This is a genomic window from Cytobacillus sp. SAFR-174, assembly GCF_051964675.1.
GTDB lineage: Bacteria > Bacillota > Bacilli > Bacillales > Cytobacillaceae > Cytobacillus.
The window spans coordinates 15065-28190 of record NZ_JBQCMZ010000018.1 but is presented as its reverse complement, the minus strand read 5'-3'; the positions used below and the strand labels follow the sequence as shown (position 1 = coordinate 28190).

The following is a 13126-nucleotide window of genomic DNA, read 5'->3' as shown; positions in this document are numbered from 1 at the left end:
TTTTTTTGAAGGAGGATGTCGAAGTCATGGTTGATTACAGCTCAATGCCGAACAATCAAATTTTGTGTGTTGATATGAAGAGCTTTTATGCAAGCTGTTCTGCTGTCATGCTTGGTCTGGATCCTCTTGACTGCTATCTTGTAATTGCCGGGAATGTGGAACGGAAGGGGAGCGTTGTTCTGGCGGCCTCTCCGCGAATGAAAAAAGAGTTTGGAATAAAGACAGGGTCCCGTCTTTTTGAGGTCCCCCAAGATCCGCGCATTCGAGTTGAGGAGCCGAAAATGGCGACTTATTTAAGAATCTCCACTGAAATCACCAGAGTGTTTAACCGATATGTCCCCAAGGAAGCCATCCATACGTACAGTGTCGATGAAAGCTTTATAAAAGTAGACGGCGCAGTGCATCTCTGGGGTGATGCCCAGACGATTGCCTGGAAAATAAAAGATGATATTGAACGGGAATTTCAGCTTCCCTGTGCCATAGGAATAGGGCCTAATTTGCTAATGTCAAAGCTCTGCCTGGACCTTGAGGCGAAAAAAAAGGGAGTTGCACAATGGACGTATGGAGATGTAAAAACAAAGCTGTGGAATATATCCCCGTTACGGGAAATGTGGGGCATCGGCCGCCGTGTTGAAAAGACATTGAATGGAATGGGGATTTTTACAGTCGGCCAGCTTGCCCGCTATGATCTGGCTAAACTCGAGAAGAAGTTTGGGATTATGGGCAACCAGCTCTATCACCATGCATGGGGGATTGATTTGTCGGAAATAGGCGCGCCGATTATGGCAGGGCAGATCAGCTTCGGCAAAAGCCAGATTTTACTGAGGGATTACAAAGAGGAAAAGGAAATTAAGCATGTGGTCCTTGAGATGTGTGAAGAAGTGGCAAGAAGGGCCCGCAGCCATCGCAAAGCCGGCAGAACCATCAGCTTTGGCCTTGGCTACAGCCAGGATGAATTCGGAGGGGGGTTTTATCGCTCCAGGACAGTCGATCAGCCAACCAATATTACGATGGATCTTTATCGGGTCTGCCTCGAGCTTTTTGACGAGAATTATGAGGGGAAAACAGTACGGCAGATTTCCATTTCCCTCGGCAATATTATGGATGACTGCGAAATGCAGCTGAGTCTGTTCGACTTGGATGGCTGGAAAAAAAGGGAGCTCGGCTATACTGTCGACCGGATCCGCTCCAAGTTTGGAAGAGGAGCTCTGCTGAGAGCCGTCTCTTATACAGGCGCAGGAACCGCCAAACACCGTGCGACATTGGTTGGCGGCCATAAAATGTAAAAGGAGGGTCAGCTTATGATTCGCGATCGGGGCAGAATTAAATGGACTTCCATGATGCTGCCGGAACATGTAAAGCTCTTAAGAGACTGGGCAAAGGAAGACACATACGAGCAAAAGCGGGAATTGGATGAGCAGAAGATGGAATATATGAATGAAATTCTTTCGGAAGCAATGGAATTTCAAAAAAACGTTACACTTACACATTACAGGGGCAGAAATTATGAACTGGTTATCGGGAGCATTCATTATTGGGATGACCTTGGCCAAAAGCTTCATGTTGTTGACCGGTTTGGGGAAATTCACCGTATTTCCATTAACGATATAGCGGATGCGCGGTTCACGGAAGAGTAGGGCTGGCTGGACTGTACTGGATGAATTTAAGCGGGGTAGTTTTAAGGCGGGTGAAGCACCTTAACAGCAGGGAGGTGTATGAAGATGCCCAGCGGAAAAGAACTTGAACAGCTGCCAATGGCCAACGCCGCACCAGGGGCCGGGGAAGACAGTACGGACAGGGACCGGGAACGGCTTCAAGGGATAGTACAGGATGAAAGAGCGACACCCGCAAAAACAAAAAATGAAAAATGAAAAAAACGGGGATGGCTATCCCCGTTTCCACCATTATTGCTTTTCATCAGGAGCTTTCTCTGCACGGACACAGGACTGGAAAGTTCCTTTATGAGTGCCATCACAAAATGGGATATTCAAGGATCTTCCGCAACGGCAAAGGGAGAAGGTTTTTTTTGTTTCGAATTTATTGCCATCCATATCAATTAACTCTACATCACCTGTTACACGCAGCGATCCATTATCCATTACTTTAATCTGCACCTTGGACATATCCAATCATCCTTTCTAAAAAACATTATTTTGGTGGCTGAATAGCAGATGTCTCTTTCAGAAGCATGTTATCCCTATCTGTGTTAAAATCAGCATATGCAAAGGGGAGGTAGTTTTACAACATGGAAATTACACTAACTGAATTAGCGGCAGAAAAATTATCGGGACGGATTGCCGGCAAAGATGGATTCATAAAACTAAAGTATGATATAGATGGCTGCGGCTGTGTTGTAAGCGGAGTGGCTGCACTCTGGCTTGTTGATGAGCTTGATGAAGATGACAGAGAAATCAAAACAAACACCGGCAGCATATATGTGGAAAAATCCAAGGAAGTATTTTTGGATGAAAATTTAACGATAGACTTTTCAGAGAAGGCAAACTGCTATCAGTTAAAAAGCCCGAATCAGTATTTAAACCCGAGAATGAGCTTTATTGATAAAACAAAATAATAATGAATTAGCTGACGGCCGCTGTGGGAAGGCGGTCTTTTTAATAGGCTGCATAGGTAAAAATACCCTTCCAAAATTCTGGAAAATAAGGTTTTAATATATTAGTAAAAGGTTAGATAACAAGATGTTTGTCATTATGGGTGAAGAGAGTGCTGATTGGGGGAGATTCGAATGAAGTGGAAGTTATTTTTTCTGGCGGCAGCTTTCCTGATTTTGTCGGGGTGCAGCACAGCAACAATGGGCCAGGCGATTGATGATGGAATTCCATTTAATGTAAAAGAAATCTTACATAAAGAAAAAGTAAAAGATGGAGTCATACTGCTGTATTTAACGCAGCAGAATGATGGACAAAATGAGATCGAGGCCATGGCAGCTGCCTATTTGAAAGGCAGTGACAAAAAGGGCTGGAAAAATGAGGGCCATAACCATTGGGAGCATTATGAGAATGAACATATGACCGTTTATTCAGATACTTTCTATGATTACGATAAGGAAGGTAATCTGGAAAACAGATTACCAATAATTTTTGGTGAAATTCAAAGCGGAGATATTAAAAAAGTAGAAGTGGCCGGCAAGGAAGAAAAATTTGAAGAAGCGGCTATAATAAAAAAAGAAAACAAACGCTATTATTTTAAAATGGGAGACTATCATACTGCCAGAGGGCTGTCGGCAGACGGCAAGGAAATCATAAAGAAAAAGAAAAATTAGAGCTATATAAAGCAGCTGGCTTGCATTGAGCCAGCTGCTTCTATTATTGCGAAAAAGTATCTTTGCTGCTGACATACTGCTCCAAAAACTCGTCAATGACTTTTTCATAATCCTCTCTGTTTTCGTTGAAGGATTGGGCATGGATCCCATTGGCAGCAAGGTAAAGTTTTTTAGGACCTTTTTTCTTTTCATACAAAGCTTCGGACATGGTCGGCAAAATAAAATCATCTTTTTCGCTGTGGATAAACAGGATGGGCTTCTTTATATTTTCTATAACGGAAATAGGCGAAACGTCCGCAATGGAGTATTTCTCCCGCATCCGCAGGAATAGATCAGCAACAGGCAAAAAGACTTTCGCGGGCAGCTTCATCTCGGTTTTTAAACGGTAAGCCAGCTGCTCCTTAAAATCAGAAAAAGGACAATCAGCAATGTAAAAGTCGGCACCGTCTTCAAGCATCCCCGCATAAAGGAGCATGGTTGCAGCTCCCATGCTTTCACCATGAATGCCGATCTGGATACCAGGCCCTTTTTCAGCTTTAAGCCAATCAACAATTGCTTTTAAGTCAAACTTTTCATAATGCCCGTAACTTGTCGTCTTTCCCCCGGATTCTCCGTGGCGGCGATGATCATAGATTACAGCGTTAAACCCCCGTTCCAGAAAGAGGTTCATATATTTAATCGAGTTCATTTTATTTTCCGTAACCCCGTGAGAAATAATGATATAGCGGCTGTTTTTATGGGGTTCAGCAGCCACGGCTTTTAAGTTATAGCCGAATGGGGAGGGAATAAGAACTTCTCTTTTCGGGAGGCTTTCATACTTGATAAGATCAAGTCTGCCGGACTCCTTCTCCCTTTCTAAAATAAAGTCATCTTCCTTCTTTTTCATAAACATAAGCCTATTTGTAAAATAGACGCCGAGTGATGAAAGAAAGAGAACGATGGAAAATAAATAACGCAAAAACCTTCTCAAACCCATCCCTCCATCTTTTTTCTTTATCGCAGTCTTACTGCCCAATCCAGCTGCGGCTCCTAGGGCAAGTCGCCTCGCTTTATAATGTAAAGGCCCGAAATAAGGACAAAGACTAAGAACGCCACGTCCTCCAAAAGCTGCTGCTTTCGGTCGTGCGATGTATCGCTGCCGTAGCTTTCCTTGTCCTGTGGCAACGTCTTTGTGACCCACTTCCTCCCAAAAGCTGTCGCATTTGGTTGTGCGATGCTCATGCTGACTAAGCCTTCCTTGTCCTGTGGGCCTCAACTAACAATCAGTGGGGGATAAAAGAAAAACCCCACTGATTGAAGTTTTACTTTATTTTACCATTATGGCTAAAATTAAAACAGAGATGTTAGCCGGGACATGTTTGAATTTCATGAAGGACTCCCGGCACAAACAAAAAGCCGCTTTCCGGCGGCTTATTGCTGTGCATTTTGTCTTTTAGTGGGATGAACCGCCTTTTCTAATTCCTCGGCAGCAATCGTCTGGCTGACTGTATCGGAATTCGGCTTTCCCTTCTGGCTATATCCTTTATCACGTTTTTGGCTCATCGGATAATCCCCCTTTTAATGGCTGCAGCTGAACCTGAATTCGCCAGCTGCTTTCATCTCATAAGATGCGATAAAAAAGGGGGCTTATTCATAGTACTATTGAACTGTTTGAGCATTCAGTCTGAAATAGGTGCTTTCAATCGGCCTGGAAAGATGTGGCTGAACAATTTTTACAGCTTCCATTAATTGATCCAGGTTAACATTGGTTTCAATTCCCATGCGCTCTAGCATATAAACAACATCTTCTGTTGCAGCATTGCCTGCAGCGCCAGGGGCAAATGGGCATCCGCCAAGTCCGCCGGCGGATGTGTCAAACCGGTCGACACCTGCCTTTAGAGCTGCAAAAATATTTGTGAGGGCCATTTTTCTTGTGTCGTGGAAGTGTGCAGTGATAAGGGTATTTGGAAACTCTGCTTTCAAACGGGAAAATAGCCCATATGATTCATGGGGAGCAGCCATGCCGATCGTATCTGCCACGCTTAATTCATCAGCTCCTGCCTCTGTAAATTGACGGCATAGCCCAACTGTATCTTCAGGATTGATGGCTCCTTCGTACGGACAATAAAATGCTGTAGAGATGCATGCGCGGACAAAGTAGCCTTTCTCCTTCAGTTCTCCGATAATCGGTTTTAGTTCATCCATGCTTTCCTGAGTGGTTTTATTGATGTTCTTTTTATTGAATGTATTGCTGACACCGACGAAAACGGCTACAGCCCGGCAATCAGTCATATATACTCTGTCAATGCCTTTGCGGTTCGGGGCAAGCACGATATCCCTTGTATCCGCACCAAGGCAATCTGCCGTAATTTCAGCTGCATCCCCCATTTGCGGAACCCATTTAGGAGACACAAAAGAAGTAAGCTCCAATTCTGTTAATCCTGCATTTTTTAAACTTCTAATAAAGTCTTTCTTAACCTCAGTCGGTACAAACGACTTTTCATTTTGCAGTCCATCCCGCGGGCCCACTTCAATAATTGTTACTTTATCTGGAAATGCAAGCGTCATGTTTTCCTCTCCCGTTTCATAATTTAATTTTTAGTAAGCGTTTTCTCGACGTCCTTAAATTTATTGTATTAGGAAAGTATTTTCGATTGCAAGAATAATAGAAATTTTGACAAAATAAAAGGAATTTTGATATCCCTCAACGAATATAAGCAAAGAGATGTTTTGAAAGGATGAGAGAGATGGCACAAACAGAAGTCGTAATAGTCAGCGCTGTCCGGACAGCAATCGGCAGTTTCAATGGAAGTCTTAAAGATGTATCAGCACCAGAGCTTGGGGCGATTGCGATTAAAGGCGCTCTTGAAAAAGCAGGTGTAACACCGGATCAAATAGATGAAGTAATCCTGGGAAATGTCCTGCAGGCAGGCCTGGGACAAAACACAGCAAGGCAGGCAGCTCTTAAAGCGGGTCTTCCTGAAAGCGTTTCCGCGATGACGATTAATAAAGTTTGCGGTTCAGGGCTGAAGGCGGTCCATTTAGCAGCACAGGCCATTTTGGCCGGCGATGCCGAAGCAGTGATTGCAGGCGGCATGGAAAATATGAGCCAGGCGCCTTACATACTGAAAAATGCAAGAAATGGCTTTAAAATGGGAGACCAAAAACTTATAGATTCGATGATTTCAGACGGTCTCTGGTGTGCTTTTAATGATTACCATATGGGAGTTACGGCTGAAAATCTTTGCTCGAAATATGAGCTGAGCAGGGAAGAACAGGACAAATTTGCCGCAGACAGCCAGGAAAAGGCGGCCAAGGCAATTGAAGAAGGAAAATTCAAAGATGAGATCGTTCCGGTTAAAATTCCTCAGCGAAAAGGGGATCCGATCGTTTTTGATACAGACGAGTATCCGAAAAAAGGGACAACTGCTGAAAAGCTCGCAGGCCTGCGTCCGGCGTTTAAGAAAGATGGCAGCGTAACAGCCGGAAATGCGTCCGGGATTAATGACGGGGCGGCTGTATTGCTGGTTATGAGCAGAAAGAAAGCAGATGAACTGGGGCTTAAACCATTAGTGACGATTAAAGGAAATGCAAGTGCTGGTGTGGATCCAAGCATCATGGGCATTGGCCCTGTTGCTGCTGTGAAAAAAGCGCTTGAAAAGGCATCTGTTTCCATGGATGAATTGGAGCTGATTGAAGCAAACGAGGCATTTGCAGCCCAGTCGCTTGCAGTTGACAGGGAGCTTATGTTTAACAAGGAGATCCTGAATGTTAATGGCGGGGCCATTGCACTCGGACATCCGATCGGCGCAAGCGGAGCACGAATCCTTGTAACTCTTATACATGAGATGCAAAAAAGACAGGCAAAGAAAGGCCTTGCAACTCTTTGCATTGGCGGAGGTCAAGGGGTAGCTACAGTAGTGGAGCTTGCATAGCCGTATTTGATAAAAGTTAGTAAAAATAAGTACTTTTTAATGAAAGGAGCGATTGAAGTGAAGAAAATTTGTACTTCCTTCAGTGAAGCGGTTCAGGAAATTCACGATGGTGCTGTCCTTATGGTTGGCGGTTTCGGTCTGTGCGGAATTCCGGAAAACCTTATTCTGGCTTTAGTTGAAAAAGGGGTTAAGGATCTGACAGTCATCTCGAATAACTGCGGTGTTGACGATTGGGGACTTGGACTGCTTTTAAAAAATAAACAGATTAAGAAAATGGTTGGTTCGTATGTTGGGGAAAACAAAGAGTTTGAAAGACAGGTTCTCTCAGGGGAAATTGAAGTAGAGCTGCTTCCTCAAGGAACATTGGCAGAGAAAATACGTGCAGGCGGAGCAGGCATTCCTGCTTTTTACACACCAGCTGGAGTAGGGACCCCAATTGCAGAGGGGAAAGAGACGAAGATGTTCGACGGCAAGGAATATCTCCTTGAAGAAGCTCTGAAAGCAGACTTCAGCCTTGTGAGGGCATGGAAGGGCGATAAGATGGGCAATCTTGTTTATCATAAAACGGCCCGAAACTTCAATCCGATGATTGCGGCAGCCGGCAAAGTGACAATTGCAGAAGTGGAGACGCTTTATGAGATTGGTGAACTGGATCCGAATTATATTCATACCCCGAGCATATATGTTCAATCACTGATTGAAGGGAAACAGGAGAAGCGCATTGAAAGACTGACGGTGAAGAAATAAATACCAGTGACGGAAGGAGAGGGTGTCATGAGTAACGATAAAGCGGCAGTACGCGAAAAAATTGCCAGACGGGCTGAAAAGGAAATTGAAAATGGCTTTTACGTGAATTTGGGAATCGGTATGCCAACATTGGTTGCCAATTATATTTCTGATAATAAGGAAGTGGTCCTGCAATCTGAAAATGGATTACTGGGAATTGGCCCGTATCCTGCAGAAAGTGAAGTTGATCCGGATCTGATTAACGCAGGAAAAGAAACAGTTACAGCTATCGCGGGATCATCTTATTTTGATAGTGCCGAATCTTTTGCAATGATCAGGGGCGGCCATGTGAATATTGCCATTCTCGGGGGCATGGAAGTCTCTGAAAAAGGAGATCTTGCCAACTGGATGATTCCCGGAAAAATGATCAAGGGAATGGGCGGTGCAATGGATCTGGTTCATGGCGCCAATAAAATCATTGTCATTATGGATCACACTAATAAAAATGGCGATTCAAAAATTCTTAAAGAATGCAGCCTGCCTTTAACAGGTAAAAACGTCGTTGACCGCATTATAACTGAGCGGGCAGTCATCGATGTCACCGAGTCCGGTTTGAAGCTTGTTGAAGTAGCTAAAGGCTTCACAATTGAGGATATTATCAATTCGACAGAACCCCAATTGCAGGTTGATGAAAACGTTGTAACAGAAGCATACTAATACATCTGAAAAGTACAGCTGCATGCTGTGCTTTTCATTATTTTCATCCTAATGAAAAGGGGAGAAAAAATGAGTTTTTCCTTTAAAGGAATTGACCATATCCAGCTGGCAGCTCCGAAAGGCTGCGAGGAGGAAGCCAGAAAATTTTACGGTGAACAGCTTGGCCTGAAGGAAATTCCCAAGCCTGAAAATCTTCAAAAGCGCGGAGGCTGCTGGTTTATTTGCGGAAATCAGGAAATTCATATTGGGGTGCAGGAGGGCTTCCTGCCTGCCAAAAAAGCCCACCCTGGATTTATTGTGGAAAACCTGGAAGCCTTGAGAAGCAGTCTTCAAGAGCAGAAAATAACAATAAAGGAAGAACCTCCGATAGAAGGAAGAGAGAGATTCTTTGTAGATGATCCATTCGGAAACAGAATTGAGTTTCTGGAGTTTTTATCATAAAAAGTGATTTAGCCTGCTCCTTCATGAATAATAATATATGCTATAATAAATGGCAAAATCAGTTGATGAGGGGATTAAATGAAAAAGAAAAAACACCATTCCCAGCCTAAGAAAGACGACAAACCAGTCACGTTAGGCGACATGCTGAACCAGGACCTGGTGGAGCAGCTGAAAGGGAAAAAGCAGGAATTAAAGGCTGCTGAAGATAAACAGAAGGAAGAAGAAGAGCGCAGAAAAAGAGAGGAAAGAAGACTGCGCGAAAAAAATAAAAGTTTTGAAGAGCTGCTTGGAGAAAGCGATCTTAACTGGAAAGAATACAAATAACATTAAAAGAAGGGGCCGACTTTTCCGTCAGCCCCTTTCTTGTCTTAAATTATGGATTTTCTATCATCTATGCTGCTCATATTTATTTAGCTTTGCAATAGATTTAATGATAGCCAATTCATTTTCGTTGAGAGGAATGGCTCTTGCTGCTTCTGCATTTGCTCTTACTTGCTCAGCCCGGCTGGCCCCGGCTGTAACAGAAGCGACAGCAGGGTTCGCAAGATTGAACTGAAATGCTATTTCGTTCATGGTGCGCTGGTCTGAAATTTTTCCCCGGATGCTGGTGAGCGTTTTTTCCAATTCAGCATAGCTGTAATCCATATAGCCTTTCTCTTTTACCGATTCTGATGCTTTATCCAGCATTTTGTCGCTGAGCAGCCCTTTGGCCAGCGGTCCTCTAGTAACAGCACTGATGCCTTTTTGATTCAGAAGAATCAGCGCTTCTTCTTCAGGACGCCGGTCTAAAATGCTGTATTGCATCATGACAGAAACAATGGATGATTTTGATGCAAATTCCCGGATCACATTGGGGCGAATGGAGGAAATGCCATATTGGCGGATGTATCCTTCTTCCTTTAGTTCCTCAAATGCTTCAATGGTTTCATCAATCGGATCTTCAATCGTGCCGCCGTGAAGCTGATATAAATCAATATAGTCCGTAGCGAGTCTTTTTAAGCTGTCCTTTACAGCTTCTTTGATATGGCGTTTAGAGGGATCCCAGCTCCAGCCGTCTTTATTTTTATTCCAGCGGTTACCGGCTTTGGTTGCAATGATCACCTGTTCACGGACATTCTTTAAGGATTGTCCGACAAGCTTTTCATTTTCGCCAAAGTCGTATAAATCAGCTGTATCAAAATAATTGATTCCTTCTTCAAGGGCCGTTTCAATAATTTCCTGGGCCTTATAAGGGTTGGTGCCTATGGACATGCAGCCCAGCCCCAGTTCGCTTACGTACAAGTCTGAGTTTCCAAGTCTTCTCTTTTTCAAGTAACCACCTCATTTGAATGTTTTCTATAATTGTACATAAACAAATGAGGCATACTCAAATTTAGAGGCTTATCATTTTTTGATGTTCTGAGATTCAACCCAGTCTTTTACAAGGACATACTGCCTGCTGTATTGTTTTAGCTTCTCGCGGACTTCCCAGGCTTTGCCGGCCAGAATAATCCCCCTATTATGGACATACACCTTCATGCCATACTCCCCCTCATCAAGTATGATAAAATGTATGAGCAATCATTACCGGAATAGAACAGGAGTGACTGAAAACAATGAGCCGCCTAGAAGAAAAAACAATTAAAACGGAAAAAATCTTCACTGGTAAAGTCATCAGTCTGCAAGTGGAGGATGTTGAACTGCCGAATGGCAAAACATCGAAGCGGGAGATTATCAAACATCCCGGAGCAGTAGCTGTATTGGCAGTAACAGAGGATAATAAAATAGTGATGGTTGAACAATATCGAAAAGCGCTGGATAAGGTTATTGCTGAAATTCCTGCCGGAAAGCTTGAAGCAGGAGAAGAACCCAGCGTGTGTGCAGAAAGGGAACTGGAAGAAGAAACGGGGTACGGCTGCACGGAAATGGAATGGCTGATTTCATTCTACACTTCGCCCGGATTTGCCGATGAGCTCGTACATTTATATATAGCAAAGGGCCTTAAGAAAAAAGAAAATGCCGCATCCCCTGATGAAGATGAATTTGTGAACCTTTTGGAGGTAACCCTGGAGGAAGCCATATCCCTGCTTGGGGAGCAAAAGGTTTATGATGCGAAAACGGCTTATGCAATCCAATATCTGCAGCTTCAAGAGGCGTTGAAAAAATAACATGAGGCGCTTTTTTGCTGATCTTCATATCCATATTGGACGTACGTTTACGGGAAAGCCAGTTAAAATAACAGGCGCTAAATCCCTTACCTTCACTAATATCATCAGGCATGCCCGCAATGAAAAGGGGCTTGATATCATTGGCATTATTGATTGTCATTCTCCTGAAGTCATCCTTGAAATCGAGGACTTGGCCCAAAAAGGCTTTGTAACCGAGCATAAGGACGGGGGCCTTCAATACGGAGATTTGACGATAATTCCCGGGTCGGAGCTTGAAATTTATGATGATTCCTGCAAAGGCCCTATCCATGTCCTTTGCTACTTTCCAACCCTATCCGCAATGAAGGATTTCTCTGCCTGGCTGACAGGGTATTTGAAGAACATAACATTAAGCTCTCAAAGAATTTATGCCTCAGGCAGAATGCTGCAGGAAAAAGTAAAGGAACTGGATGGGCTTTTTATTCCTGCCCATGTTTTTACCCCATTTAAAAGCCTATTCGGAAAAGGGGTAGAGCGGTCGCTGTCAGAGGTTTTTGATCCTGATTTAATTGATGCAATTGAGCTGGGGCTTAGTGCAGATACGATGATGGCTGATCAAATAGCTGAACTTCACAGATATACATTCTTAACAAATTCAGATGCCCATTCACTAAAAAAGATCGCCAGAGAATATCAGGTTCTGGAAATGGAAGCACCTACATTTGCTGATTTGCACAAGGCTTTGGCCGGAAAAGAAAAATGCAGGGTTAAAGCCAATTACGGGCTGGATCCTCTGCTCGGAAAATACCATCAGACTGTTTGTTCTGAATGTTTTGGCCCCTTTGATGAAGAGAAGGGTAAATGCCGGAATTGCAGTCACCACAAATTTATCAAAGGCGTGGCTGACCGGATCTCTGAACTGAAATCTTCCGGAGGATTGCCCGTTGTACGGCCGCCTTATATTCATCAGGTCCCTCTTGAGTTCATACCAGGGTTAGGTCCGAAAATGCTCGAGAAGCTCCTGGATCATTTCGGAACTGAAATGGCCATTCTTCATGATGTTCCTTTCTCAGAAATCAGCAAAGTAATTCCTGAGAAGACAGCCATGCATATTGGAAAAGCGCGTGAAGGAAAGCTGAACCTCCAGGCAGGAGGCGGAGGCAAGTACGGCAGAATTGTGGATTTATAAAAAATAGAGCCCATCGAGGCTCTATTTTTGTTTTCTGCTGACTTTAGCATAAATGCAAGTATCTCTAAGCTCTTTTCCATCTGCACTTAGACTGTCATTAATCAGGGTTCCTTCAAGCGTGTACCCCAGCTTTTCGGGAATTCTCCGGCTGTTGATGTTTCTCGGATCACATCTGATTTCCACTCTGTTTGCTTGAAAATGCTCAAAGGCAAACTTCGTCAAGCCTGCAGCAGCTTCAGAAATATAGCCGTTCTTCCGAAACCTCACATCTCCCCAATAGCCAATTTCGAATTTGCGGACATCCCAATTGATGCGATGCAGGCCACTAGAGCCGACAAATACATCATCTTCTTTCCTATAAATATGGATACGGAAATCTTCCCTTTGAATAAACTTGGCATAGGAATTGCGGATACCTGACTCAACTTCATCAGCTGATTGTTCATTCTGTGCAAAAGGAAGCCATTTTTAAGCTCGGCAGCTGAAGCTGACACAGCTTCATGAACAGTTTTTCCGTCTCCGGGCAAAGCGGGCCTCATATAAAGTCTTTCTGTTTCAATTCTTTCTGGAAACTCTATTAAAATCGGATCCATTTTCTCCAGCGCCCCCAATGATAATTTAAATAATTTTGAAAATTATAGCAAAAAACATATGAAGTATTCAAGACCTTTTTTTCACAATTGTGAGCAGCACAATTCTTTGTCATACAATTCCGGGACAGGCATACAATTTA

General features: G+C 43.6%; 18 protein-coding genes and 1 pseudogene. 12 read left to right on the top strand and 7 right to left on the bottom strand.

Going from position 1 to position 13126, the window contains the following annotated elements; genetic code table 11:
• Nucleotides 1–26: 26 nt before the first annotated feature.
• The 3 genes from ACTHRG_RS17360 to ACTHRG_RS17350 all read left to right on the top strand — a co-directional run bounded on the left by ACTHRG_RS17360 (nt 27) and on the right by ACTHRG_RS17350 (nt 1871).
• A complete protein-coding gene (locus ACTHRG_RS17360) occupies nt 27–1286 on the top strand; it encodes a Y-family DNA polymerase (RefSeq protein WP_076258119.1) in 1260 nt (419 codons plus the stop codon).
• A gap of 15 nt (nt 1287–1301) precedes the next feature.
• Nucleotides 1302–1637 carry a YolD-like family protein gene (locus ACTHRG_RS17355; RefSeq protein WP_076258120.1) on the top strand — a complete coding sequence of 112 codons (336 nt, stop codon included), beginning with the start codon at nt 1302–1304 and terminating at the stop codon, nt 1635–1637.
• An 84-nt stretch (nt 1638–1721) separates the two neighbouring features.
• Complete coding sequence (locus ACTHRG_RS17350) at nt 1722–1871, top strand: hypothetical protein (RefSeq protein WP_440231676.1); 150 nt, start codon at nt 1722–1724, stop codon at nt 1869–1871.
• A gap of 33 nt (nt 1872–1904) precedes the next feature.
• Here ACTHRG_RS17350 and ACTHRG_RS17345 read toward each other — a convergent pair whose 3' ends face one another.
• Entirely contained in the window at nt 1905–2123 is a 219-nt protein-coding gene (locus ACTHRG_RS17345) for a CDGSH iron-sulfur domain-containing protein (RefSeq protein ID WP_076258121.1), read from the bottom strand.
• Nucleotides 2124–2245: 122 nt separating this feature from the next.
• Here ACTHRG_RS17345 and ACTHRG_RS17340 point away from each other — a divergent pair, with 122 nt between their 5' ends.
• The gene (locus ACTHRG_RS17340; RefSeq protein WP_076258122.1) at nt 2246–2572 is read left to right on the top strand and encodes an iron-sulfur cluster biosynthesis family protein; all 327 of its coding nucleotides are present in this window, start codon (nt 2246–2248) and stop codon (nt 2570–2572) included.
• A gap of 171 nt (nt 2573–2743) precedes the next feature.
• Entirely contained in the window at nt 2744–3280 is a 537-nt protein-coding gene (locus tag ACTHRG_RS17335; protein ID WP_222497818.1) for a hypothetical protein, read from the top strand.
• Nucleotides 3281–3323: 43 nt separating this feature from the next.
• On the opposite strand, the gene ACTHRG_RS17330 is transcribed toward ACTHRG_RS17335, so the two are convergent.
• The 3 genes from ACTHRG_RS17330 to ACTHRG_RS17320 all read right to left on the bottom strand — a co-directional run bounded on the left by ACTHRG_RS17330 (nt 3324) and on the right by ACTHRG_RS17320 (nt 5827).
• Nucleotides 3324–4250 (bottom strand): alpha/beta hydrolase, encoded by a 927-nt coding sequence (locus ACTHRG_RS17330; RefSeq protein ID WP_076258124.1) that lies wholly within the window; start codon nt 4248–4250, stop codon nt 3324–3326.
• A gap of 440 nt (nt 4251–4690) precedes the next feature.
• Complete coding sequence (locus ACTHRG_RS17325) at nt 4691–4822, bottom strand: hypothetical protein (protein WP_261391196.1); 132 nt, start codon at nt 4820–4822, stop codon at nt 4691–4693.
• 96 nt (nt 4823–4918) lie between these two features.
• Nucleotides 4919–5827: a hydroxymethylglutaryl-CoA lyase gene (locus ACTHRG_RS17320; protein ID WP_076258125.1), complete on the bottom strand. Its 909-nt coding sequence runs from the start codon at nt 5825–5827 to the stop codon at nt 4919–4921.
• A gap of 179 nt (nt 5828–6006) precedes the next feature.
• On the opposite strand from ACTHRG_RS17320, the gene ACTHRG_RS17315 reads away from it, so the two are divergent.
• The 5 genes from ACTHRG_RS17315 (at nt 6007) to ACTHRG_RS17295 (ending at nt 9402) form a co-directional block, all read left to right on the top strand.
• On the top strand, nt 6007–7194 hold the full coding sequence (locus ACTHRG_RS17315) for an acetyl-CoA C-acetyltransferase (RefSeq protein WP_076258126.1): 1188 nt from the start codon (nt 6007–6009) through the stop codon (nt 7192–7194).
• A gap of 57 nt (nt 7195–7251) precedes the next feature.
• Entirely contained in the window at nt 7252–7941 is a 690-nt protein-coding gene (locus ACTHRG_RS17310; protein WP_076258127.1) for a CoA transferase subunit A, read from the top strand.
• A 27-nt stretch (nt 7942–7968) separates the two neighbouring features.
• Entirely contained in the window at nt 7969–8637 is a 669-nt protein-coding gene (locus tag ACTHRG_RS17305; RefSeq protein ID WP_076258128.1) for a 3-oxoacid CoA-transferase subunit B, read from the top strand.
• Nucleotides 8638–8706: 69 nt separating this feature from the next.
• A complete protein-coding gene (locus ACTHRG_RS17300; RefSeq protein WP_076258129.1) occupies nt 8707–9078 on the top strand; it encodes a VOC family protein in 372 nt (123 codons plus the stop codon).
• Between the two features lie 78 nt (nt 9079–9156).
• Nucleotides 9157–9402 carry a YqkE family protein gene (locus ACTHRG_RS17295; RefSeq protein WP_048008097.1) on the top strand — a complete coding sequence of 82 codons (246 nt, stop codon included), beginning with the start codon at nt 9157–9159 and terminating at the stop codon, nt 9400–9402.
• A gap of 63 nt (nt 9403–9465) precedes the next feature.
• On the opposite strand, the gene ACTHRG_RS17290 is transcribed toward ACTHRG_RS17295, so the two are convergent.
• A complete protein-coding gene (locus ACTHRG_RS17290) occupies nt 9466–10389 on the bottom strand; it encodes an aldo/keto reductase (RefSeq protein ID WP_076258130.1) in 924 nt (307 codons plus the stop codon).
• Nucleotides 10390–10461: 72 nt separating this feature from the next.
• Nucleotides 10462–10596: a Z-ring formation inhibitor MciZ gene (gene mciZ / locus ACTHRG_RS17285; protein WP_076258131.1), complete on the bottom strand. Its 135-nt coding sequence runs from the start codon at nt 10594–10596 to the stop codon at nt 10462–10464.
• A gap of 77 nt (nt 10597–10673) precedes the next feature.
• Between mciZ and ACTHRG_RS17280 the strand changes: the two genes are divergently transcribed.
• Complete coding sequence (locus tag ACTHRG_RS17280) at nt 10674–11225, top strand: NUDIX hydrolase (RefSeq protein WP_076258132.1); 552 nt, start codon at nt 10674–10676, stop codon at nt 11223–11225.
• 1 nt (nt 11226) lies between these two features.
• Nucleotides 11227–12393: an endonuclease Q family protein gene (locus ACTHRG_RS17275; protein ID WP_076258133.1), complete on the top strand. Its 1167-nt coding sequence runs from the start codon at nt 11227–11229 to the stop codon at nt 12391–12393.
• A 21-nt stretch (nt 12394–12414) separates the two neighbouring features.
• Here the strand turns inward: ACTHRG_RS17275 and ACTHRG_RS17270 are convergent.
• A pseudogene (locus tag ACTHRG_RS17270) lies at nt 12415–12986 on the bottom strand (GNAT family N-acetyltransferase).
• Nucleotides 12987–13126 lie beyond the last annotated feature (140 nt).

Bases quoted from the DNA above. Each gene is read 5' to 3' on its own strand.
- ACTHRG_RS17360 (WP_076258119.1), top strand. From the start codon at position 27: ATGGTTGATTACAGCTCAATGCCGAACAATCAAATTTTGTGTGTTGAT.
- ACTHRG_RS17355 (WP_076258120.1), top strand. From the start codon at position 1,302: ATGATTCGCGATCGGGGCAGAATTAAATGGACTTCCATGATGCTGCCG.
- ACTHRG_RS17350 (WP_440231676.1), top strand. From the start codon at position 1,722: ATGCCCAGCGGAAAAGAACTTGAACAGCTGCCAATGGCCAACGCCGCA.
- ACTHRG_RS17345 (WP_076258121.1), bottom strand. From the start codon at position 2,123: ATGTCCAAGGTGCAGATTAAAGTAATGGATAATGGATCGCTGCGTGTA.
- ACTHRG_RS17340 (WP_076258122.1), top strand. From the start codon at position 2,246: ATGGAAATTACACTAACTGAATTAGCGGCAGAAAAATTATCGGGACGG.
- ACTHRG_RS17335 (WP_222497818.1), top strand. From the start codon at position 2,744: ATGAAGTGGAAGTTATTTTTTCTGGCGGCAGCTTTCCTGATTTTGTCG.
- ACTHRG_RS17325 (WP_261391196.1), bottom strand. From the start codon at position 4,822: ATGAGCCAAAAACGTGATAAAGGATATAGCCAGAAGGGAAAGCCGAAT.
- ACTHRG_RS17320 (WP_076258125.1), bottom strand. From the start codon at position 5,827: ATGACGCTTGCATTTCCAGATAAAGTAACAATTATTGAAGTGGGCCCG.
- ACTHRG_RS17315 (WP_076258126.1), top strand. From the start codon at position 6,007: ATGGCACAAACAGAAGTCGTAATAGTCAGCGCTGTCCGGACAGCAATC.
- ACTHRG_RS17305 (WP_076258128.1), top strand. From the start codon at position 7,969: ATGAGTAACGATAAAGCGGCAGTACGCGAAAAAATTGCCAGACGGGCT.
- ACTHRG_RS17300 (WP_076258129.1), top strand. From the start codon at position 8,707: ATGAGTTTTTCCTTTAAAGGAATTGACCATATCCAGCTGGCAGCTCCG.
- ACTHRG_RS17295 (WP_048008097.1), top strand. From the start codon at position 9,157: ATGAAAAAGAAAAAACACCATTCCCAGCCTAAGAAAGACGACAAACCA.
- mciZ (WP_076258131.1), bottom strand. From the start codon at position 10,596: ATGAAGGTGTATGTCCATAATAGGGGGATTATTCTGGCCGGCAAAGCC.
- ACTHRG_RS17280 (WP_076258132.1), top strand. From the start codon at position 10,674: ATGAGCCGCCTAGAAGAAAAAACAATTAAAACGGAAAAAATCTTCACT.
- ACTHRG_RS17275 (WP_076258133.1), top strand. From the start codon at position 11,227: ATGAGGCGCTTTTTTGCTGATCTTCATATCCATATTGGACGTACGTTT.